Origin of the sequence: uncultured Fibrobacter sp., from assembly GCF_947166265.1 — a bacterium.
Taxonomy (GTDB): Bacteria; Fibrobacterota; Fibrobacteria; order Fibrobacterales; family Fibrobacteraceae; genus Fibrobacter.
In genome coordinates, this window is record NZ_CAMVDO010000003.1 from 96,064 (window position 1) to 119,160 (window position 23,097).

Genomic DNA, 23,097 nt, shown 5'->3' on the forward strand with positions numbered 1-23,097 from the left:
ATTCGCCCATTTTCAAAAATGGGCATTTTTTCTTTGTAGATTTGCTCTCCTGAACTTGATGGAGTTGAATCTATGACAAAAAGATTTTCGCACGATTCGTATGCTCGCTCGGTGCTGAAGGATCCTGTTCGCACAGCGGAACTTCTTCGCCTTGCATCTCGTAAAAACAGTAACCTTGCTCAGTTTCTTGCAACGGTGAATCTCGACACTTTACAAGAAATTTCCGAAGCATTCAGCGACACGGTTACCCACGGTGACGGCGATTTGGCATTCACCGTAAAGATTGCAAGTGACGAGCCGAAGCAAGCTGAACTTCTTGTCGGCTTTATCGAAGAACACAAGAGCTATCCCGATTCGGGAATCATTCCGCAGTTGGTAAAGTACTGGTTTCAGATTATGTTCCGCAACCAGAAGAACATCCCGACCGTCGCTGTCGTTCTCTACAACGGAAAGGACCCCTGGCACATCGAAAAGGAGGTAATGTACCCGAACTATCCCGAATACTATCACAAGATTGGATTGCCCTTCCTGTTGGAAGTCGTTGACGTAAGCGATATTTTCAAGGACGAGGAAATTCCGCAGATTTCGCCAAAGATCGCGCTTGCGCTGGTCGCTTTGAAGTATGTTTTTAATGGGGAAAAGCTCAAAAAACATCTGAAGGCCGCCATGGCCGGGCTTAAGTCACTCCCCCGCGACGAGGCAGAAGAATTTTTGTCCCAAACATTTGTATATTTAAAGCAGTGGTTCAACGGCGAGGCCAAGGAGCAGTTTAAAATGGATTTCAAGAAGTGCAGCGAAGTTTACGGCTACAAGTCCATCGCCGAAGTTGAAGAAGAAGAAAACGAGGCCAATCTTCAGAGTATCGCCATTGGTTTGCTAGAAGATGGCGTTCCCGATGACGTTATTATGCGCCGATTCAACTTCACGCACGAAACCATTATTAAGCTCAAAGCCCAAATTGCCAAAGCCACCTGTTCTGCATAAGTTCTTCTAGGGCAACGATATTTCAATCGGGAGAAAACTCCCAAGAGTACGTGTTTGAGCTAATGTCATGACAAAAAGGAATTATTTTTCGTTTGAGTCTTTATTCATTTCAATCACAAATAAATCATATTTTATGATTTACAAATCACTCTACCTTTTTTATTGACATATAATCATCATCTAATTCTTGAGCACGTTTAATAAATTTTTGGACATTATCCTTATTCCACTGATTACAAACAACAACATCAGCGCCTTCAACCACGAGTACATCTTTTAAATTACAGAACCACCTTTTTTCATCATTCGCTTTTGCATCGGACAAATAATTAACAACGCCAAAGGAGCCCTGCAAGCCCCTGTTAAATTTAGCTTGCAAATCGTTAAATTTAATCTTTGGATTTTTTAACACAAAATCTCTAACAATTTCTAGAACAAGACGATTTTTAGCATATTTTTTTCCATTCCATATATATTTCGTGTAGTCCCTTGACAACTTCTGCGGTCTAAATATATCTGTAAAAACAAACGTATCTGTTCCGTTTTTAAAACGACGTAATTCAATTCCAAAAACAGGAATTTCAACAGAATTTTTATCCAAAAGACTATTTGTCACTTTATAATCATCTATCAATTTTGTTTTCACATCAAGCGAAACATCTTCTGCCGCAAGGATACCTATAATTTTTTTATTTTCTAGTGGAAGATGAACTTTTTCATTTAATTTCTGCAAATTTTCAGAAGACAAAGACTCAAGATAATCTTTCAGTTGCGACTCTGCAACATCATTTATAGATTTAAGTTTCAATTCTATTACCGCCAAGGTCTCATTATTATAATTTGCAACAATGTCAAGACGACCATTACTTCGTTTTCGACCTTTAGATAAATGACATTCACATTCCATATATTCAGGCGCAGGAAAATTTTCATCTTGAAAGTCTAGGACTTCTTCGTTTTCAAGTAGAAAACTTTCCATTGCCAATTCTTTGGTGAAAGGAAAATTTTCTAAACGACAATTATTCAGAACAGCTTTTTTAACAAAATTCATTTTTACTCTCTTATCAAAAGTATCTTAGTTTGTTAAAACTCAGTCCATTACACAACGAATTGAGGACCCGTAGATCTTGTGGAAGCCGCCGCTGAGACTCGCAAAGTCCGCAGCCAAGCACCAATTGTTGGCGTAATAGATATTGACTTCAGTTGCACTCCAGAAGTAGGCGCGCTTGCCGACTTCGGGGAAATAGCCATTTTCGTAGTAGCCAACAGGGAGCGCCGAGAACCCGTAGGCGTCGGTCGCATCGGGCCAGTTCGCCACGCCCTTTGCCTGCATCGCATAGGGGCTGCTACCCATGGCGGAATAAAGCGTATTCCATTCGCTGCTGCTGGGTAGGTGCCAGCCTTCGGGGCAAATTCCACGGACTGTGCCAGTAAGTCCACAAGTCTTTTCTTTGCCACATTCTTCTTCGGTTTTGCCTACCGCCGCCGCCCACGTATAGAGTCGACCGTACTTGGCACAGCTATCTGGTTCATTTTTATAGCAGAAACTTTGGCCTTCGACTTCGTAGTTCAGGTTCTCTGCCATCCAGTTCTGGGTCTTGATGCCGATGGTCTTGTAGGTCTTGCCGCCATAAGTCAATGTGCCTACGTTCAGATTTTCAAAATCATACTCCCAGCCTTTTGCACTACATTTGTAATAGGAATACTGTTTGTGAGGGATATATAGTTCACCAGAATTATGGCTTGTGCACCCCTTGCCATAACTGATTTCCGTGCTATTAGCCATCCTAAACTTACCATTATCGCACACATATACAGTATCAGTAACATTGCCAGAGAACAGAGTTCCATCTTCAGAACAAGTCTTTTTGTAGGTGTCCTTTTCTAGTGTAGTTGCATACCGCCAAGCCTTCTTACTCATTGCGTAGATGTAATAGACGGATGAATTAATTTGTCCCTTACGAACTTCGCCATCAAAATCACCAGCACCCCACCCCAAGGTATCTTTTTCGATATCCGTAGCAGCACGCCATCTGTACAAACTAGCGTCATCGCAGATAAAGCGGATTTTGTTAGCCGCATCCGTATAAGAGGTCGCATAATATTTCTTAGAGTCTTTATTCGGAACGTGCTTAACCAAGCCCACGCGAACACTATCGCTGCCGCACACGCCAAGGCCAAGCTGTTCGCTCCAGAACCTGCGGACAAACTTTTCGAAGTCGGGAACGTTTCCGCCACCGAGGCCCCAGCCCTTCACGTTGCTGCGGAAGGTCGCAAGCTTACTTTTCGAAGTTGAAACATTCGAATCAATCGTGGCTACCCAGTCGGCAATTTCAGCTTTCTTTGCCGCATTATCCCAGGTGCCGTCTTCGGCCAAATCGTTTGCCATATTCGTCAACAGCACCGAAAGTTCGGTTTCGCTGGAATCCCGTTGCAAAAGAATCGAAATGGCAAGGAGGGCAGCATCGGCGTCCGTCTTCCCGAACACATCGAGGTCTTCGGATTCCGCCTTGATTTGGCTCGCATCGATATGGAACGCCGCGAGAATTTCAGCCTGCGCCTGTCGTTTGGCTGCCCGCACCGTCATCTTTTCTTTCGTCACCAAGTAATACACACGTTCTTTTTCGAGGTGCGTCAGCAGGTTCACGTTTGCGGATTTACGCATAAGCATATTGGTGTAAGCCTGCAGCTGGATTGACGTATTTGTCGGTTGCCCCGTGATCTCGTTACGGTACTTACCATCTACAACAAGCAAGGCGTATTGGCTCACCAAATTACGCGAGTTAAACTTGTAGCGGCCATCATCACTTGTGATTTCACTCGTAAAGTTACCGTTCGTCTGCTTCAGGGTGCGGCCATCCGTAAGTTCATACAGATAGACCCTCGAACCCGTCAGGAAAGGTCCCTTCTGCGAATAGCCCGCCAAGGAATCCAGCGAAATCGCAACCTTCTCGGAGTCCAGTTCCAAAGTATCGCTAGAAGTCGTGTCTACAACCGCACCACCGGTTCGCAAGTTCAAAGTCATCGACTTGTCGCCGCACTTGATAGTTGCCGAAGAATCCGTCTGAGCGGCAATAGAACAACCAACACCATTTTTGCCATCGGTTCCGTTTTTACCATCGGCCCCCGCATCACCCTTGTCGCCCTTCGCGCCATTTAGCACCACGCCAATGCTGTCGCCGTTGCAAACGATCTTGATCCCCGAGCCATCCTTAAGCTCCTTGGTCGTGCAACTGAAATCTCCGCCATTCAAGTAGACTGTATCGCCCGCCACAACTACCGTATCACCCGCCAAGAACACGGTATCCTTCGCGGACTCCTTAGTCGCAAACCACTTGCCGTCTACGCAGACGCGTACCGAAGATTCCCCTTTCACAAGCGCCTGTTCGCCCTGATTGTCCTTGGTGCATTTGGGAAGATCCTTGACCGACTCGACAATTTCCGTGCCGCCACTCGCCACTTCTACGATTTTTTCGGTGGTAGTGTTTTCGCCACAAGCCGTGAGGAGGATTGCAATAAAGATTGCAGCAAGAGATCCTTCGACGCAACGGCCCTTCGACAAGCTCAGGGACCTTAATTGTGAAAATCCCATAGCAGAGTTCAAAGATGATATGGTAAGGGGTAACTTTGATACAATGGGGCGAACGATTTTCATCATCGGATAATCCTCAAGTTATTGCAGGGGAAAAAATTTATTTCGAATATAGCTTATTTTACACATCGTTCTTTAAGACTCATTTTTTATTTCTAATTTTCTAGGAGTAGACAACTATTAGAATTCCATGTATGGTCAAAAAGAACGAACAGACTGAATCGATTTTGATGCTTACTTGCGAGCATGCGAGCAACAATTTGCCCGCAGTATTTAAAAATGCAGTTCCTGCAGAAATATTGAAGACTCACCGCGCCTACGACATCGGAGCCGTTCAAGTTTTCCGCAAGCTGGTGAAATTTGCGAAGCCCGAATTCTACAGCGAAGGGAAATATTCGCGGCTGTTCGTGGACTTGAACCGAACCCTTACCAACAAGAGTGCCTTCAGCGATTTCTATAAGCAACTTGAAGTCCGCGACAAAGCCGCAGCGGAAAAAGCGAAAGCACAAGCTACCGCCTATTGGACCGAATATCGCGCCGCGATTGAAAATTACGTGGAAGCTACACTTCGGCATGGTTCGCTTCGGTCCTTCAACAAGCTTTCCGGCCCTTCGACAAGCTCAGGGACCTCAAAGCCAAGCATAGTACACCTAGGCATTCACAGTTTTACGCCGGAATTGAACGGCAAAGTCCGCAACACCGACATCGGAATTCTCTACGACCCGAGTCGCCCGCAAGAACGCGCCTATGCAAACGTCATCAAGGCAGAAATCAAGCGACTCTACCCCGCCATGAAAGTACGATTCAACTACCCGTACAAGGGCTCTTCCGACGGCCTCACCACAACGCTCCGCAAGAAATTCGGCCCGCAATACGAGGGAATCGAGATTGAGATAAATCAGAAGTTATTGAGCTATGAGCGATGAGGTCGGCGCAAAGCGCCTTTGAGCTCGTTTCACTTTGAGTCTTCTAAACAAAAAAGTTCTAGGATTATTCCTAGAACTTTTTCACTCAAAGGCTCCCTTCGGGGAGCCGTGCTCATACCGACTACAAGCAATGAGCTCTCAGGTCTTCGTCGCTCAAGGTGCTGAGGTATGCAGGCGGAACGTCGAGAACGGTCTTACAACCGGTCTGACCGTTAGCCTTCATACGCAGCGCTGCGCGGGCGTAAGCCACGAGAACGCTCGTCGTGAATTCCGGGTTGGAATCGAGCTTGAGGCTGTATTCGATCACATGCGTGTGTTCCTTGTTCATGCCGGTCTTGCCGGTACGGATCACGAAACCACCGTGAGCGAGGCCGCTGTGGTTCTTGTTGAATTCTTCTTCGCTGATGAAGTTGACCGTGGTGTCGTATTCATCAAAATAGTTCGGCATCGTCTTGATGGCGTTTTCGATGTAGGCCTTGTCGGCACCTTCTTCAGCAACCACATAAACGAGACGAGTGTGCTTCTGACGAGTGGTGAGTTCCGGCATGGAACCGCTACGCACAGCTTCGAGAGCGGATTGCACCGGGCAGGTGTACTGCTTCGCGTTCTTCACACCCTTGATACGGCGAACAGCGTCGCTGTGGCCCTGGCTAACGCCCTTGCCCCAGAACGTGTAGTCCTTGCCTTCCGGAAGGATGGACTGAGCATACACGCGGTTCAAGCTGAACATACCCGGGTCCCAACCGACAGAGATCATAGCAATCTTGTTTGCGCCCTTGGCAGCAGCGTCAACAGCAGCGAAGTGCTGCGGAATCTTGGCGTGCGTGTCGAAGGAGTCGATCACGTTGAACATAGAAGCGTACTTCGGGGTGAGCACCGGCAGATCCGTAGCAGAGCCACCGCAGATGATGAGCACGTCCACCTTGTCCTTCCAAGCTTCCATTTCAGAAACGTTCAACACCGGAACGCCAGCCGTCTGAATCTTGACCGTAGAGGGGTCACGACGAGTGAAAACAGCGACGAGTTCCATATCGGGAGCCTGCTTCACAGCGCATTCCACGCCGCGACCGAGGTTACCGTAACCGAGAATAGCAATCTTTGCCATAATAATATCCTTGTTAAAAATTTTTGCGTAGAAAATATAGGAAAAGTGGTTAGTGGTTGGTGGTTAGTGGTTAGGGATGCGAGAGAAATTCATATCAAATTGGTAGGGGGAAGGCTCCCCCTCGGCGGCACTGCGTTGCCACCTACCCCCTCGCCTAAGGGGACACCCCCTAAAACCCCCGGCCTCATAGCTCCCAATCTTCTTTTTTTATACAACGAAGAGAATAGTAACCATTGGATGTGGATATAGTATTTTTTTCTTCTTTGTTGGTTAAATCAACATCAAACAACTTCATACTTCCATACAAATCGTATGTTGAAGTAATCCATTGTCTATATCTTCCCAAATCGTGAAAAATGTACCCTATGGGCTCGCCTGTACTTGGATTTTCTTTAACATAAGCCATTCCGCCAAATAAAGAAACGTCCATACATTCGCTATTTTTGAAATGTTTGAGACCATCCATTTGATCAACGATTTCATTCCATTCAGCCAAGGTGGGAACGCGCCATCCATGGGGACAAATGGAATCAATGATATCTAGGTTAAAAGTTCCGAAGTTTTTTTGTTTATCGTTCATATACTGTACAGAATACAGCCTTCCATAGATGTCGCAATTGCTTTGCTGTTCATCATAGCAAGTGCTAGTTTCCGCTGGGTAATTCAGGTTTTGGTCCATCCACACTCTATCGCCAATGGTGATGTATTTATACACTTGACCATCTCGAACATCTTGGAATGTTCCACGCCCGCTTTCTGGACATACTTCAGATGCATCGAAACTGGAGGATGAGTCTGTGCAAGCGGTCATTAATTCCAAGCCCGCAAGCAACACAAGTAAGAAATTATTCTTTTTCATTTTTCTAAATAATCTTGAGGTTGCCGATTTAAGCAACTAAATTCCTGTGCTGCCAAATCCGCCACGGTCGGCACCTTCAAGAACACCTTCTTCGAAGGTGAGCGTTGGTTGGATTTCCATGATGCGGAACTGAGCGATGCGGCTCCCCTTTTCGATTACCACGTCACGGGTGGCATAGACAGGCATTTTCCACCAGTCGTTTGCACCACAGTAGCTAGAATCGACCACGCCCACCGAATTCACCTGCAAAATGCCAAAATTCTTGAAAGTGGAGCTGCGCGGGGCAATGTGCGCCTCGTAGCCTTCAGGAAGCTTCATCGCCACCCCCAGATGAATCAAGCGGAACTCGCCCGCCTTGAGCGTCACGGTCTCTGCCGCGGCGAGGTCAATCCAGTCGGATTTGCCGCCAACGTAAGTGAGTTTCGGTATGGAATCGTCGAGATACTGAATTTTAATCGTCTGAAAAGGCATATTGCAAATATAAAAAAAGGGATAATATTCCAAATTGGAATAATTGTTTCGAGAAAAAAATGAGTTAAAAGACAAAAAAATGTACCATTTCCAAAAAAAAGTGATAGATTTTGTTTATAAAAACAAACAAACGCTATTTTACCATATTTTGAAGGAGAAAATATGAAAAATCTGTTTTTGAAGGTACTCGGCACCTCCCTGCTGTATGCAGCAACGACATTTGCACAGTCGGCAAACGAAATCGCCAAGAAAGTCCACGACTTGCCCAGCGGAAAGACCTCTTCTGCCACCATTTCGGTCACCCTGATCGACAAGAACGGCAAGACCCGTAACCGTGAAATCGCCTCTTACACCATGAAGGACGGTACGACCGACAAGACAGTTCTCGTGTTCAAGACGCCTCGCGACGTGGCAGGCATCAGCTACCTCACCTACGACTATCCCGACAAGGCCGACGGCTCCACGGTCGATAGCGACAGCTGGATTTACCTCCCTGCCATGAAAAAGGTGCGCCGCGTTTCCGGCTCCAGCAAGGACGACGATTTCCAGGGTACGGACTTTACCTACGATGACTTGGGTAACCGCAGCCTTTCCAAGGACAACTTTACGATTCTCGGCGAAGAAAAGGTGAACGGACTTGACTGCTGGATTCTGGAAGCCAAGGCAAAAGACACGAAAGCGAAAGTGAGCCGTCGCGTTTCATGGATTGACAAGAAAACCTACGTGATGCAGAAAGGCGAATTCTACGACAAGCAGAACCGCCTGCAAAAAACGCTCACCTGCGAAAACATCAAGCAGGTCAACGGGTACTGGACCACGCTAAAAATGACCATGACCAACGTGCAGACCAACCACAAGACCGTCTATGAAATCAACAACCTGAAATACGACGAAAAAGTGAACGAAAGTTACTTTACCGTGAGCGCATTGGAACGCGAACAGGTCAAGTAGATTTCATCAGGAGGGATGAATCATGAATGTCGCGAGGCTTAATCAATTCTTCGGCAAAGTTGGTCGCTTTCAGTTGCGCCATCGCATCAAAATCCTTATCGCTCTTCTCGTCGTTACGGTCATTTGCAGTTCCGGCTTAAGTCAATTTGCGCTTGCCACCGGAGAAGCAGACTGGTTCAGCGAAACCGATGACATCACGCGAAACACAAAGAAATACGAAGATACCTTCGGAAACCTGAATGGAGTCGGAGTTCTTCTTGTAATGCAGGGCGAAGGCGATGTCTTTAGCGAAGAAATGCTGCACGTCATCGACAAAATCGGGACCCGAATGAAGGACGAGATCCCGTTTGCCGACCGACTCACCTCGATTATCGACGTCGACATTCCTGTCGGCAACGAAGAAGGTTTCGAAATCAAGAAACCTTACGAAAACGGCATTCCATCAGATTCTGCAGAGCTTGCCAAGGCGCGCGCACTCGTCATGCGCGGGAGCGAAAATACGAACGCCCTCATCAACGCGCTTGTAAGCGACGACGGACGCGAAACATGGATTTCCCTTTCGTTGCTCCCTTTCAACGAAAAGAACCTTGACAAAAGATTTAGCGACGAATCGGATGATTACGCCGTCAACGTCGGCTACAAGCTGATGGAGATTATCGAAAGCGAAGAATTCCAGAACAAGGGTTTCAAACTCTATGGCGGCGGAATGCCCTATGACAGCGCCAACGAAGACCGCTACGAAGTACCGGAGTATGGCGTCAGGGTTCTCTGCAGTATCGGTGTCATGATCCTCTTCTTGGCATTGTGCCTACGCAACATATTTGGCGTGGTCGTTCCGGCGGTAGCAACCCTCAGTGCAATAGCATCTGTTTTTGGTGCAATGGCTTATTTTGGTGCAAAAGCAGATTCTGCCCTCGTGACATTGCCGGTGGTTCTCGGCATGGCCCTTGCCGTTGGCTATTCGGTACACTATATCAAGATGTTCAAGCTGTTCTTTAGGCGTACCGGGAAACGCAAGGAATCCGCCATCAAGTGCGTCGAGGAATGCGGATGGCCGGTGCTGTTCACGGTTCTTACGACAATGGCCTCCTTTGTCAGTTTCCTATTCGTCAACATGAAGCCCCTAGAATGGATGGGTTTAACGTCCGCCTTCGTGGTTCTCGCCATTTACCTCTACGTGACAATCCTGATTCCGACATTGCTTTCGTTCGGCAAGGACAGCGCCCCCAAAGCCTCTTGCGAAAACGGTGCAACCCTGCTCGACACGAAATTTTCGGCATGGTCAGAATTCGTGTACAAGAGAAGGAAAACTTTCATTATTGTCGCAGGCCTGATTATCGTCGCCTTCATTCCTGGAATGTTCAAGATTACCGCACAACTCGACTATCTGACTATAACGGGCGACAAGATGCACTACATTCGAGAAGTCAGGGAATTGCTCACCCACAAGCTCGGCAACCAGTATAGCTACACGGTCATGATTTCTTACGACGAAGAAGGCGCTTTCAAGAAGCCCGAAAATATGCAGGCTCTGTTGAAGCTGGAAGATTATCTGGGAACGCTTTCGCTTACCAAGTGGTCGGGCGGCAAGGCACGCGTAACATCAGCAACCAGCATCTTGAAAGAAATGAACCGAGCCTTGAACGAAGGCAAGGACTCTTTCTACACGGTTCCCGAAGACGAATACGTGCTTGCACAGCTGATGGAACTTTCTTCCATTGAAATGCGTCAGGATTTCAGTGAAACGATGGATGAAGACTTCAAGACGACCGTAGTCAACGTGGATATGACCCAGTTCACCACAGAAGAGGCTCTTGCTAATATGGATTCTTTGAAAGTGAAACTCGCCGAACTGTTCCCCGGTGCAAAGTACACCCTGTTAGGCGACATGATCCGCTATTCCGAGATGAGCAACCGCATTATATTTGGCGGCATCAAGTCCTTCGGATTTTCGCTCCTGATTATCGGCATAATGCTGATACTTGCTTTCTCAAGCATCAAACTCGGACTGATTGGCATGATTCCGAACGTGGCTCCGGTTATTTTGGTGGGTGGCGTAATGGGCTACTTTAACTTTGCCCTGGATTTCAGCACGGTCACCGTAATGCCCATGATTCTAGGTATTGCCGTAGACGACACCATTCACCTAACGACTCACCTAAAGATGCGCTATGAACAGTGCGGTTCTTGCGCAAAGGCGATGAACATCACCTTCCGCGAGATTGGATCGACCATGTTTTTAACAACGGTCATTCTGTGTTCCATGTTCAGCGTCTACCTGTTTAGCCCGATGCGTTTCTTAATGGTCCTTGGAATACTCATTATCGTAGGCCTTTCCGGAGCTCTGTTTGCAGACTATACGATCACCCCTGCACTCTTGCATGTGACAAAGCCCTTTGGAAAGGAAAAGGAGGAAGCATAACATGTTTTTGGGGATAAAAAAATTCATACGAACGACGCCCGTTTTAGGGCTCGCCATGCTAGCCTCTACCCCATCGATTAACGCCCAGGAAACCGTTTTTCTTGGTAGCCTTACCTCACAGGTGGGAGTGGGACTCCCAAATGCGCACCACAACAAGGGCGATTATCTGCTTGGCCAGACCGTTTTTGACGGGACCATCAAATCGTACCTGGACGAAGCCATGGTCTATGTGAACGGCCAGATTGTTCACGACGCCTTGGGCGGGCAGTCGACAAACGGACAATCCGCTTTCGTTGCCGACGACGGAACCTTCGCCCTGAAACTCAGGGAAGCCTATATCGACTGGAAAGGCGAAATGCTTGCGCTTCGAGTCGGTCGACAGATAGTCTCGTGGGGCAAGGCCGACGACATCCAGATTACGGACGTCTTGAATCCGAGAGATGAAGCGAATGCGATTGCGGCCGACTACAACGAATCTAAGCTCGGAATCGACGCCGTACGCCTTTCCTTGTTGACCGATAAAACGCAGGTGGATGTCTACTGGATTCCCTTCTTTACGCCAAGCATTCTGCCGCTTGCCAAAGGGAACCCGCTGCATTCGCATCTTTTCCCAGAGAAATACGAAGATGTAAAAATCAATGCTCCCGAAAGATACGATGATTTCGAGCTCCCCGAGAAAAAACTTTCGAAGAGTGAATTCGCGCTCCGTGCGAGCGCCTACACCTCGGTGGCAGACCTGTCAGTGTACGGTTTCTACGGTTGGGATGACACTCCTTTCGTTCGATACTCGCCCAGCGCCGCTTATGACGATGACGAAAACGAATTCCCCGGATACTCGATTGACGTCTTTGGGGAATACAAGCGTATGTACATGATCGGAGCCGACGCAGCGATTCCTGCAGGCGACTTCGTATTCCGTCTCGAAGGTGCGTATTTCCCCAAGCGCCACTTTCAAACGGACGTCAACACACAATTCTATCAATACATTCATGACGAAAAGACCTCCGCAAGTAAACGGAAAAATCAAGTATTGGGCCTTGCCGGACTCGACTGGACACCGAGCGGAGGCTGGGTTATTACCGCCCAATATATTGCAGACGCTGTAATCGATTCCGACAGTGATCTTGAACGAAAAAAATTCGTGCATCAAGCCACCTTGAGCATCGAAAAGTCCATCTTGAACGAAACGCTCACCATTATGGGATCAGGAGCCTTGGACTTATGGGATTTTTCTTCTGTAGGCGAACTGGAACTGGATTACAAGTTGACCGACGCCATTACGCTTAGCTTGATTGGCGATCTGTACCTTGAAGGGCCTGACGGCAAGGATGGCCTGTACGGTGAATACCGCGATTACAGCAGAATCACATTCAAAGGAAAGATGTCGTTCTAAAGCCCCTAAACACGTCATTGCGAGCCCTGTAAAGGGCGAAGCAATCTACAAGGAGAATATATGAATAACAGATTTTTATTTGCATCTGTCGCTCTTTGCTGCGGGTTCCTTTTTGCCGAAGAAGGTTCTCCGGCCAAGGATAGCGTTACACAAAAGTCTCCTGTGGAATATTCGTTGACAACCGCAGCGGCGTATTACCCTGAAGCAGATCACAAAACGGGTTCGAGTCATTTTTCGGGAGTGAGCGGACCTTATGACGGTGTTGAAGCGGTCACCGAGTTCGATGTCACCTACACGCTGCCGTTCTTGAATGGCGACGATGAACTCACCGCAGACAACCATTTGGCATTCAAGCTCGGGTTGGAGCTCTCCCCCGTCACCGTGGCACCTGTAGCCTCTGTCACATTCTCCCCCATCGCCTTCCTTGAATTTGCCGTAGGCGGCACAGCGGGAACAGGCTGGAACGTCAGCGACTGGTTCCAGGGGATGGCAGAATACAACGAAACCAAGCCCGAATACAAGGACTTGACTCCCTTTGCGCACTGGTACCTGTACGGTTGGGCCAGCGGTTGCTTTATGTTCGACCTTGCCGCCCTTTGGGAAGGCGACTGGCACCATGTCGTAATGACCGCCACCTACAAGGCAGGCTACCAAAAACTAACCGGCACCGACAGCGATGTCTGGCTATGGCAAGCTTCGGACGGCATGGCCACAGGCTGGGTCTACGAGCAGGAATATTTGATTGGCTACCAGATGCCTCTGATGGTTTCGACAATTGGCGTTGGTACTACGCTTAGCGGCCATTATCAGTCCAGCGATTACGGAAAATTCTCTCGCAATTACGATGGCGATTTTATGACGATAGACATTTGGCCGATGGCCGAAATCACGCTCAGCAAAAACGACCTACTCTACGTGGTGATCGACTTTACCACTCGCCGAAGCTTTAAAGAAAAATACGAGGATAGCGAACACGAGCCGTTAATGACTAAGACAGGTCGTGAATGGTTGCTGAATACCATCGCATTGCAGTGGAAGCACGTGTTCTAAATGATACGCACTAAGCGATTGCGTCCTAGATGATAGCGTCGATTTTTTCGTTCCAATGGTCCGTAGTTTCACGTAGGATTTCGCGACCGGAATCACAGACACACAAAAAACAAACTTCGTTCACGACTTCGTAATCGGAGCCGCCGTTGAACACATTCGCGTTGCCGTATTCTTCACGGTCTTTCCACAGATAGACTTTGCAGGCATTCTGCGCAGAAACCGCCTTGCAGTAAGCGGCGAGAACATCTTCGGTGAGGTCAGCGGCGCTCGTAGCCCCCGATGCAGTCGCTGCAGGCGACGCAAGGATTTCGGCAAGAGAAATGACTCGTTTGCCACTTGCCGAAAGGATTCTCCCTGCGATGTTGTATTCGACTTCCATATTTATTTGGATTCTGCCGTTTCGCTAGCCGCCACAGCTTTTGCGGCCTTATCGGCGGCCTGTTCAAGGCGGGCAGGCTTTTTCGCAAGATTTCGGATAAGACCGAACAATGCGGAAAGTTCGTTGCGGGTCGGATGCAGGCGCTGCAGAAGCGTGTTGAGGAAATTGTCACGCCACGACTGATCGTGATACTGGCCGGTCAGATAGCGATCCAGGAACTTCTTGAAACTGTCGATCTGTTCGATAGTCGCCGGAGCTGTTTCGCAAGCCCCCTTGCTTCCGCGCTTTGCACGGCCTTCGCCGTTCGCAAGCGCACCGCTGCGACAAAGTTCGTAGAGGCCCACCGTAACGGCCTGAGCCAAGTTCAAGCTCATGAGTCCCGGCACCGGAATTTCGCACTGGTAGGTGCAAGCGTTCACTTCTTCGGTTTCGAGCCCACAGGATTCACGACCGAACACCAGCGCAATCGTTCCTTCTTCGGGCAAAAGTTCCGAAAGCCCAGGCATCATCGTGTGCTTGATGGCAGAACCGTAAATGCGGCGGCTGAATGCGACGGCGCAGGCACAATCGCCAATGGCATCTTCGAACTTGTGCACGATAGTCGCCTTATCCAAAACCTCGTGGCTGTTCGGAGCCGTATGGTAAGAATTTTCGATGACCTTGTCACGCCTCGGGTAAACGATATACAGTTCATCGAGGGCGTAGCAATGCATGGCGCGGGCCACAAAGCCCACATTGTGCGGATGTTCCGGTTCTACAAGTACAACTCTGAATTTACGCATAATAGTTATGAGGTTTGAGGTATGAGGTCGCTCGCAAGCTCGCTTTGAGGTTTAATTAGGCGCCTTCGGCGCAAGTTTCCAAGCAAAACCCTTACCGCGGATTTCATTTTCAATTGTTTCTCCGGATTCCATTTCAGCACCGGCATAAATCACGGAATGCTTGAGTGTCACACCAGCAGGCACCTGAACGCCTTCTTCAACAACGGCTTCGTCTGGGCTGCGACCAAGTTCCTTGAGGCGAGCTTCCACCGCCGCCATCAATCCCTCAGGCGAGCCCATGTCAATCCAAGTCGCATGCAGCTGCGTCATATCCACAAACGGGGCGCGACCAGCAGCAATCTCTTGCTTCCAGAATTCGCGGATATCGAATTCACCGTCGCAAATTCGCGAAAGCGCCTCGTCACTGTACCAGGAAACACCCGAGAACGTAGCAGGCAAACCGTCTTCACTACCGAAACGACCGACCACACCCGCCAAGCGACCATCAGGCCCCACGCGAAACGTATTCACCTTCGGAAAATCGACTGCGAGCAAGGCCACCTGCGGGCCGTTCGGCTGGGCGGCCAATGCCTGCGCATTCCGAACAAAAGCGTTTAGGTCAAAATTACAATAGGCGTCCCCATTCATAATCAGGAGACCACCACGGTAGCCCTCGTTATAAATGCGACGTAAAGGCCCTGCCGTTCCAAGAATTTCGGGCAGTTCCACCCAGACTTTTTCAAAGCCAAGTTTCTCCCCTGCCGCCACCACCTGGTCCGCCAGGTAATGCGCATTCGCGTGTAAACGAATGTTCCCAATCGTACGCGCCTTTCGGGCCTGCAAATCCAGAATCGAGGCGTCCACCACGGGGACGAGCGGTTTTGGCGTATCATTTGTAAGCGGGCGCAAACGCGTCCCGAGGCCCGCCGCCAAGATCAACACATTCAGGGAATCCATTTCCATTGCCACAAATTTAGAAAAATGACATTTGAGGCCTGTACAAAACGCATATTTCACCTTGAAAATAGCCCAAATGCATCTAGTTTACTAATTTATCTAACATGAAGAAACGCTACATCGCCCTTATCGTTCTCGCGGTATTGATCGTAATCGTCATCGCCGCCTTAAAACTCGGCCCTAGCCTCGCCAAAGACTATGTGGTCGCCCACTCCGAAGAACTCATCGGCCGCAAGATGAAAATCGAAAACGTGGAATTCAGCCCGTTCTCGTTCACCGTCACCGTCGACGATTTCGCTATCTACGAAAGCGACGGTACCACGCCCTTTGTAGCCTTCGAAAAATTCCGCATCAATGCAAACCCCACGCGCCTTCTCAAAAAAGAAATCAGCGTGAGCGAAATCTACCTGAAGGGGCTTTACACGCGAGTCACCCAGAAAGGTAGCCAATTCAACTTTAGCGACATTTTAGACAAGTTTGCCGCCGACAGCACCGCCGATTCCGCCGCAGTCAAAACCGAAACCGCGCAGACGCAAGTCGCCGACACGGCACAAGCCCTGAACCTCGACCCCACCGAATCCATCGGCTTCAGCATCGCCCTCGAAAATATCACGCTCGAAAAAGGCAACATCATCTACGAAGACCTCAAGGTCGGCTCCAAGATTCACCTGGAAGACTTCTCCGTCGCTATTCCCGCCGTGTACTTCAGCAACAAGAACACCGACATCGGCGTGAACCTCAAGTTCGCAAACGGCGGCGACCTGGGAGTCAAGGTACAATTCAACATGAAGACACAGGACTTCGGCGTGAACGTGACGCTCAACAAGCTTGCGCTCGCCATCGCCAAGCCCTATCTCAAGGATTTCATCAACTATAAGGATTTCGAAGGCTCTCTCGGCGTGAACCTGAATGTTGCGGGAAACATCAACCACATTCTCGCCTCGAACCTGAGCGGCACCGTCGCCATTGACGGCCTCAAGCTCACCGAAACCAGTGGCGACGTCATCGGCATTTCGCATGTGGGCGTAGGTATTGCAAAGGCGAACATAGACGAAATGGATTTCCGCATCGACTCTGTTCTCGTAGACGGAGCATCCGCGCACCTCAACCTGTTCAAGGACGGCAAGACCAACATCGACGTTCTGCTTGAACCCATTATGAAGCCCGCCAAGGACACTCCAGTTGATTCGACCGCTGCAGAGGAGCCGAAATCGAATGAAAAGTCCAAGCCGCTCAAGGCGATTGTAAATAAACTCGCTGTTACAGGTACCACCGTTTCGGCCACGGACCACACGCCCAAGCAACCGTTCAACTACAAAGTAAGCAACATCGCCGTCAACGGTTCGAACATCAACTTCAACACGCCCTGCGCCATCAACGTAACGGCCGCCTTCCCCGAAGGCGGTACACTCTCGCTCAAGTACAAGGGGGCTCTTTCGGACATCAGTACGATGGACGCCTACATAAGCGTCAAGAACCTCGCCCTCAAGCATTTCACGCCTTATAGCCACCATTACACCGGCTACCCCATTAGCTCGGGCACAATGGCCTTCGCGAGCGAAAACAAGATGAACGGCTGGAACATCGAAAGCAAGAACACCATCGACATCTACAATATCGACGTCGGCGACAAGGACGCCAATACAGACCCGGAATACACCGTCCCGATGAAAGTCGGCCTCTACATTCTAAAGGACAAGGATGACAAAATCCAGTTCGATGTTCCCGTGAAAGGCAACGTGAAAGACCCCGAATTCTCTTACCTGAAAATCGTGTGGCAGACCGTGATGAACCTACTCATCAAGGTGGCGCTTTCTCCATTTAAAGTGGTCGGAAACGTCGCTGCGACAGGCGCAGGGGCCATCGGTCTCGACCTCGGCAAGAACGACGAAATCCGTATCGACCCGCTCGCCAGTTCGTTCAGCAGCGAACAGTACGCCAAGGCTCAAAAGATGGTCGAAGTCCTCGCCAAGGACAATAAACTCAAGCTAAACTTTGTTCAAAGTTTCAACCTGAAGCGCACCGTAGACGCCTACAAGACCCGCAAGCTGAAAACCGAATTCTACAAGGCAACGCAGAACAAGACGACGCTTAACGAGCTCGACGAAAAAGCCATCCAGGCTATCGCCGACAAGGACAGCGCATACGCCGCCTACGCCAATGCGCACGCCAAGGAACTTGACCGCAAGGCCCTCGAAAAAGAAATCCTTGCGATGGCCGAAGCCCGCAACCAGGAACTCCTCAAAGTCCTGCAACAGCAGCCCGGAGTCACCAAGAAAAACGTGACCGTGACGACAGCCCCGCGTAGCGCCCTCACGCCGAAAAAAGGCATGTACAAGGTGCAAATCGACGTGCAGTAGGCAGGGGGGGAAGACTCCCCCTCACTACAAAAAAGGACGAGCGAAAAGCTCGTCTTTTTTTTCGTTACCCCTACTGCGGGGGCACCCCGCAACGCCCCGTTTAATCTCTCAAGAATCCCGTAAGCGGATCAGAAGCAGAGGCTCCGCGGGTCAATACGCGGCCAAGGCCAGCGAGGTAAGCCTTTCGGCCCGCTTCAATCGCAAGCTTGAAACTCTGCGCCATCATAGGCAAGTCACCGGCAGTCGCAAGCGCGGTATTCGCCATAATCGCAGCGGCGCCCATCTCCATGGCAGCGCAAGCTTCAGACGGTTTGCCGATTCCCGCATCCACAATAATCGGGAGGTCGATTTCGTCGATGAGAATTTGGATGAATTCGCGGGTAGAAAGGCCCTTGTTGCTTCCGATAGGAGCGGCTAGCGGCATCACGGCTGCGGCACCCGCATTCGCGAGGTCGCGCGCCACGTTCAAATCCGGGTACATGTAAGGCATCACTACGAAACCTTCCTTGGCAAGCGTCTCGGTCGCCTTCACGGTTTCGTAGTTGTCGGGCAAAAGGTACTTGGTGTCGCGCATGATTTCGATTTTCACGAAATCACCGCAGCCGAGTTCGCGGGAAAGTCGCGCGATGCGCACCGCCTCGGCGGCGTTGCGTGCGCCGGACGTGTTGGGTAACAGCGTCACGCCCTTCGGAATATAGTCCAGAATATTCTCGTGTTCCTTGGTATTCGCCCGGCGTACCGCGAGGGTCACAATCTGTGCCCCGGCATCGCGCACCGCTGCTTCAATCAACTTAAGGGAATACTTGCCGGAACCTAAAATGAAACGGGAACTGAATTCGTGACCGCCAATAACGAGTTTGTCGTCCATAAAGCCTTCTTTTTTATTCGAAACCAAATATAGAAAAGCTTTTTTGGTGAATAGAAATGGAGATTCCCGCCTTCGCGGGAATGACAACATCAATCCAGTCCGAGAATCAGGCGAATCGCTGTCAAAGCCTGGTGAGCAGCACAGAGCATCACACGCGGAGCGATCAAGCCGATTCCGTCATTCACATCACTTTTGCCGTCACCACAGACATAAAAACGTTTTGTCACCTTGCGGGTCGTAATCGAATTCCCGCTAGCGTAGCCCGCCATTCCAGATGCCGCGACCAGAAACTTTTCGGGCATATTTTCAAGCACCGTATTCACGAGCATCGCCTTCGCCTCGGCATTGTCGAACGCCTCGCAAATCAAGTCCGCTTTCGCAAGCAGCGACACCGCATTATCAGCGGTCACTTTTTCGAAATGCATCTCGAATTCCGTATACGGGGCAACCTCTTTCAAGTTCGCAAGGAGCGCCTCGGGCTTCGGCATGCCCACCTGATTCGCCTTGTACTGCTGCCGATGCAAGTTCGTCACATCGACGCGGTCAAAGTCTATCAGGATCAGTTTCCCGACACCGGCACGAGCAAGCGAAATGGCAATATTCGAACCGAGTCCACCAAGGCCACAAACGGCAACCGTCGTCGCCTGCAACTTGCGCACGGCATCCTTTCCCTGCCGCTTTTCAAGTGCAGCAAGCATCTCTTCGCGAGAGGGAACGCAAGAATCGCGCGTCTGTGAACAAGCGTCAGCCATCACCCGCCGCCTACGAAATTCACGACCTCGACGACATCGCCGTCGGCAAGCACCGTCTCGGCATACTTTGCCTTCGGAACAATTTCCTCGTTCCGTTCCACAGCGATGCGTACGGTATTGTACCCCGCTTCTGCAAGATATTCAGCAACGGTCTTCCCCGCCGCATCGACACTCTGTCCATTAATAGTAAGCATAGAACAAATATAGGAAAATGAACACTCCAATACTGTTCTCAGTTCAATCCGCCTACATAATCGCGGACAACTTCGTACACGACGTTATGGAAAGAAAAATACTTGATGCCGTTCTTTTCCACAGGGATATAGAACAAATGGCGGCTAAAGCACTTATGCGTCGATTGAGAACGAACATCGACATACTCCACAGACAAAGTATCACCATAACGCTCAATTGACAAATCGGCATCAACATAGTCATAATCTTGAACGAAAAGAAGTTCTACCTGGGTCCAATTTTTCCCTGCTTCTTGTAAATACGCCTTTTTGCTATCTTCTACAGAATACATCTTTAAAAACTGGTTCTAGTCCTGACAGAAACTAATCTCAAAATGCGGTGCGGCAGGTTCATTTTTTTCCGCATTCAGCGAGTCCTTATTGACAACAATTGGCGGTACACACGAAACAGTCATAACACTTGGCGGGGGGCACTCGGTACCGGGGTAATGGTATTTCGATTCGCCATTTTCGATATAGAGCGTATCGGGGCAGCAACCCCTTGTATCATAATCCAACCAATTTTTGCTAGAACTACTTGATGCAGGGAACTCCGCTGAAGAAGAGGATTCTTCCTCGCTAGAAGATGATTCAAGTGCAACCTTGCAACAAGTTGTATCGGGAGGTAGTTCTTCTGCTTCGGACGATAAGCCCTTGTCAGTTGTCACATTTTCAGATGAAGAACTTAGCGATGCCGAGTTATCGTCAACGGTAGCAGAAGAATCGAGGCTAGATGACGAATCGCTACAGGCACAAAGAACATGCGACAAAAAAAACGCCGCAAATAAAGAACTTTTTCATATAATCCTCCTATGCCCCTAAATATAACATAGAAGGCAGCAAATTTGTTGCTGTATTCGCAAGAAAGCATCTATATGCAGGACATTTTCACCTCGGTTTCGAGCCGAGAGAAATCTTTATTCATCAAAGTCATACGCGCCAGATTCCACAGCATCGCAAACCATCTCGGCGCGTTCTTTCAAAACAGAAAGAGTCGCTCCATTTGAAGGTGCTCTAGAAACCATGGCATAGTCTTTACAAGTCACCTCAGCATCCGCCACACGCTTCAAAGATTTCTCAGAAGCCTTGCAAAGATCGTTCCATTCAGACTGCGAGAAGCCTATATATGTCGATGTCACAACAATATAGTCACCATCGATAACAGATTTTTCACTAACAGTCTGTCCATCTTGCGTAAGAACCACGGTTACAGAATTCGCGTCCCAAGAGGCTTCGCAAGAAGGCTTATCGCTAGCACTGCTAGAATCATCACAAGCGACAAAACTAAACATTACAGCCAGGAAAAGCGCGGGGAATAGGATTTTTTTATTCATTACGACCTCCTGTTTGGGATAATGCCTTATAGGAGTTCTTTATGAACCCCACCTCATTCTGAATATATCATTTTACTTATGGAAAGTCAATACCCAATATCAACTTTTATCAATGTGGGCATAAAAAGCGATAGTTAAAACATCACCCTGTAGCGGATTTGCTTATCGAAACGGCGGCCCTTGAGATCGCGGAATCCGGAGCGCTCAGGCAAACGCAGATTTGCGCGGTCACGGAGTTCATCGGCACGAATCGATGTCGTTTCGCTGTTAGAACTTTCCGGCGCAACTTCGCTAGAGCTGGACATCACTGTCGCAGTATCCGGCAGTACCGCCTTTTCCAATTTGAATTTCTGGTTGTCCGTTCCGGTGCGCACCCAAGTAATCACCGGCATGCCAGCATCCTTCGAAATATTCAGCACATCGCCCACGAAATCGCTGTCATAATCACCGTAAATGTAGTAGCCCTTGTTCACAGAGGCATTCTCGATGCGGATTTCACAAGCGTTCGCCGAAGTCTTCACCGTATCCAAGAGTTCTGTGGGCGGGCAATAATAGCGACCCGTTCCAAAATTCTGCAAGGTGTAATGACGGCGCTTTTCGCTCTGCTTGAGCACCCACAACTGATTGTTGGCGCGGGCATCCGCAGTATATTCTACCAGCGGGCGCTGCACCACGATTCCGTTTTCATCTTCCAGCGTGAGGTTGCTATGGGAAACCGTCATGCGGTAACCACCATTTTCGACCAACGCGTTATTGACTTTGTCTACACCCGTCGAGGTGCGCTTGATTTTCTGGACATTCGCATTTTCGTCATAATACAGGTAGTCGATATTCACGGAACGACGGTAAGTCCAGCCGCCCGGAGAATTCGCGCCATGATACATAAAATACCAATGCCCGAGATACTTGAAAATCGCCTGGTGGTTCGTCTCGGAATTGTCGAGCTTATCGTTCAGCACGCCCATCTGCGTCCACGGTCCATTGATACTCGGAGCCATGGAATAATTCGTGGTCGAAGGGTACCCCGACGCATAGCTGAAGTAGTAATTGCCGCGGTACTTGTGCATCCAGGGCGCCTCGAAGAAATCCTTAATCTTGATGTCTTCAGGAGTGCCCGCGAGTTCAACCATATTCTCCTTGAGTTTTACGCGGCGGCCCGCACTCCACGAGCCCCAATACATCCAGATATCATCGCCATCGTAAAAGATTGCGGGGTCGATATTGAGTTTCACATCGTTCGGCGTATTGTCGGTAATGAGCGCCTGCCCGATGGCATCGACCCACGGGCCCGACGGATGATCCGCCACAGCCACGCCGATAGCGAAGCCTTCGCTCCCGTTTTCCTGGATGGTTCCATGATGCACAGCCACATACCAGTAGAATTTTCCGTTACGGTATTCGCAGTGGCCCGCAAAAGCGCTGGCGTTTGCCCACTTGAATGTTTTCACACTGAGTACGGCACCGTAATCATGGTAATTTTCCATGTCATCGGTCACGAGCACGTGCCAGTCGTTCATGATGAACGCCTTGTTGTTATTGCCCTGGGGGCCCTGTTCGTCGTGGCCCGCAAAAATGAACAGGCTGTCGTTATGCACAAGGGCAGCCGCATCGGCTGAATAGAAAGCAGTAGTAAGGGGATTGGCAGCGAAAGCTGTAACCGCGCACAAGATTATACTTAAGAATGGATTGCTTCGTCGCAT

At 49.3% G+C, this 23,097-nt stretch carries 22 protein-coding genes; 7 read left to right on the forward strand and 15 right to left on the reverse strand.

The genetic code is table 11. The features are described 5' to 3' along the window. The first annotated feature begins 72 nt into the window (after positions 1–72). On the forward strand, positions 73–984 hold the full coding sequence (locus Q0W37_RS02850; RefSeq protein ID WP_297698580.1) for an Rpn family recombination-promoting nuclease/putative transposase: 912 nt from the start codon (positions 73–75) through the stop codon (positions 982–984). Between the two features lie 145 nt (positions 985–1,129). Here the strand turns inward: Q0W37_RS02850 and Q0W37_RS02855 are convergent, their stop codons facing one another. Next, a complete protein-coding gene (locus Q0W37_RS02855; RefSeq protein WP_297698582.1) occupies positions 1,130–2,035 on the reverse strand; it encodes a hypothetical protein in 906 nt (301 codons plus the stop codon). Positions 2,036–2,074: 39 nt separating this feature from the next. Next, positions 2,075–4,642: a fibrobacter succinogenes major paralogous domain-containing protein gene (locus Q0W37_RS02860; protein WP_297698585.1), complete on the reverse strand. Its 2,568-nt coding sequence runs from the start codon at positions 4,640–4,642 to the stop codon at positions 2,075–2,077. A 128-nt stretch (positions 4,643–4,770) separates the two neighbouring features. Here Q0W37_RS02860 and Q0W37_RS02865 point away from each other — a divergent pair, with 128 nt between their 5' ends. Continuing rightward, positions 4,771–5,502, forward strand: coding sequence for an N-formylglutamate amidohydrolase (locus Q0W37_RS02865; protein ID WP_297698587.1), 732 nt, complete (start codon positions 4,771–4,773; stop codon positions 5,500–5,502). Between the two features lie 121 nt (positions 5,503–5,623). Here the strand turns inward: Q0W37_RS02865 and Q0W37_RS02870 are convergent, their stop codons facing one another. The 3 genes from Q0W37_RS02870 to Q0W37_RS02880 form a co-directional block, all read right to left on the reverse strand. Then, positions 5,624–6,610: a diaminopimelate dehydrogenase gene (locus Q0W37_RS02870; protein ID WP_367186227.1), complete on the reverse strand. Its 987-nt coding sequence runs from the start codon at positions 6,608–6,610 to the stop codon at positions 5,624–5,626. Positions 6,611–6,791: 181 nt separating this feature from the next. Continuing rightward, complete coding sequence (locus Q0W37_RS02875; protein WP_297698591.1) at positions 6,792–7,466, reverse strand: FISUMP domain-containing protein; 675 nt, start codon at positions 7,464–7,466, stop codon at positions 6,792–6,794. A gap of 36 nt (positions 7,467–7,502) precedes the next feature. Then, positions 7,503–7,937 (reverse strand): dUTP diphosphatase, encoded by a 435-nt coding sequence (locus Q0W37_RS02880; protein WP_297698592.1) that lies wholly within the window; start codon positions 7,935–7,937, stop codon positions 7,503–7,505. Between the two features lie 162 nt (positions 7,938–8,099). Here Q0W37_RS02880 and Q0W37_RS02885 point away from each other — a divergent pair, with 162 nt between their 5' ends. Genes Q0W37_RS02885 through Q0W37_RS02900 form a run of 4 tightly spaced genes read left to right on the forward strand, consistent with a single transcriptional unit; the run spans position 8,100 to position 13,753 of the window. Continuing rightward, entirely contained in the window at positions 8,100–8,888 is a 789-nt protein-coding gene (locus tag Q0W37_RS02885; RefSeq protein ID WP_297698594.1) for an outer membrane lipoprotein-sorting protein, read from the forward strand. 22 nt (positions 8,889–8,910) lie between these two features. Next, entirely contained in the window at positions 8,911–11,310 is a 2,400-nt protein-coding gene (locus Q0W37_RS02890; RefSeq protein ID WP_297698595.1) for an MMPL family transporter, read from the forward strand. Positions 11,311–11,365: 55 nt separating this feature from the next. Continuing rightward, complete coding sequence (locus tag Q0W37_RS02895; RefSeq protein ID WP_297698597.1) at positions 11,366–12,703, forward strand: DUF1302 family protein; 1,338 nt, start codon at positions 11,366–11,368, stop codon at positions 12,701–12,703. 60 nt (positions 12,704–12,763) lie between these two features. Further along, the gene (locus Q0W37_RS02900) at positions 12,764–13,753 is read left to right on the forward strand and encodes a hypothetical protein (protein WP_297698599.1); all 990 of its coding nucleotides are present in this window, start codon (positions 12,764–12,766) and stop codon (positions 13,751–13,753) included. Positions 13,754–13,778: 25 nt separating this feature from the next. On the opposite strand, the gene Q0W37_RS02905 is transcribed toward Q0W37_RS02900, so the two are convergent. The 3 genes from Q0W37_RS02905 to Q0W37_RS02915 are packed head-to-tail and all read right to left on the reverse strand — an operon-like array spanning position 13,779 to position 15,850. Further along, complete coding sequence (locus Q0W37_RS02905; protein ID WP_297698601.1) at positions 13,779–14,132, reverse strand: hypothetical protein; 354 nt, start codon at positions 14,130–14,132, stop codon at positions 13,779–13,781. Positions 14,133–14,134: 2 nt separating this feature from the next. Then, positions 14,135–14,914 (reverse strand): RNA methyltransferase, encoded by a 780-nt coding sequence (locus Q0W37_RS02910; protein ID WP_297698603.1) that lies wholly within the window; start codon positions 14,912–14,914, stop codon positions 14,135–14,137. Positions 14,915–14,965: 51 nt separating this feature from the next. Beyond that, positions 14,966–15,850, reverse strand: a complete 885-nt coding sequence (locus Q0W37_RS02915) for a sugar phosphate nucleotidyltransferase (RefSeq protein WP_297698605.1) — start codon at positions 15,848–15,850, stop codon at positions 14,966–14,968. 104 nt (positions 15,851–15,954) lie between these two features. Between Q0W37_RS02915 and Q0W37_RS02920 the strand changes: the two genes are divergently transcribed. Beyond that, on the forward strand, positions 15,955–18,210 hold the full coding sequence (locus Q0W37_RS02920) for a DUF748 domain-containing protein (RefSeq protein WP_297698607.1): 2,256 nt from the start codon (positions 15,955–15,957) through the stop codon (positions 18,208–18,210). Positions 18,211–18,310: 100 nt separating this feature from the next. Here Q0W37_RS02920 and Q0W37_RS02925 read toward each other — a convergent pair whose 3' ends face one another. From Q0W37_RS02925 to Q0W37_RS02955, 7 genes are all read right to left on the reverse strand, one after another. Then, the gene (locus tag Q0W37_RS02925) at positions 18,311–19,078 is read right to left on the reverse strand and encodes a thiazole synthase (protein WP_297698609.1); all 768 of its coding nucleotides are present in this window, start codon (positions 19,076–19,078) and stop codon (positions 18,311–18,313) included. A gap of 89 nt (positions 19,079–19,167) precedes the next feature. Then, positions 19,168–19,830, reverse strand: coding sequence for a thiamine biosynthesis protein ThiF (gene thiF / locus Q0W37_RS02930; RefSeq protein WP_297698610.1), 663 nt, complete (start codon positions 19,828–19,830; stop codon positions 19,168–19,170). Beyond that, entirely contained in the window at positions 19,830–20,024 is a 195-nt protein-coding gene (gene thiS / locus Q0W37_RS02935; protein WP_072978161.1) for a sulfur carrier protein ThiS, read from the reverse strand. The genes thiF and thiS overlap by 1 nt, the downstream gene beginning before the upstream one ends. Before the next feature lie 38 nt (positions 20,025–20,062). Beyond that, a complete protein-coding gene (locus tag Q0W37_RS02940) occupies positions 20,063–20,356 on the reverse strand; it encodes a hypothetical protein (RefSeq protein WP_297698612.1) in 294 nt (97 codons plus the stop codon). A gap of 15 nt (positions 20,357–20,371) precedes the next feature. Then, positions 20,372–20,833, reverse strand: a complete 462-nt coding sequence (locus Q0W37_RS02945; RefSeq protein WP_297698614.1) for a hypothetical protein — start codon at positions 20,831–20,833, stop codon at positions 20,372–20,374. A gap of 147 nt (positions 20,834–20,980) precedes the next feature. After that, on the reverse strand, positions 20,981–21,397 hold the full coding sequence (locus tag Q0W37_RS02950; RefSeq protein WP_297698616.1) for a hypothetical protein: 417 nt from the start codon (positions 21,395–21,397) through the stop codon (positions 20,981–20,983). A gap of 134 nt (positions 21,398–21,531) precedes the next feature. Next, entirely contained in the window at positions 21,532–23,097 is a 1,566-nt protein-coding gene (locus Q0W37_RS02955; RefSeq protein ID WP_297698617.1) for a glycoside hydrolase family 43 protein, read from the reverse strand.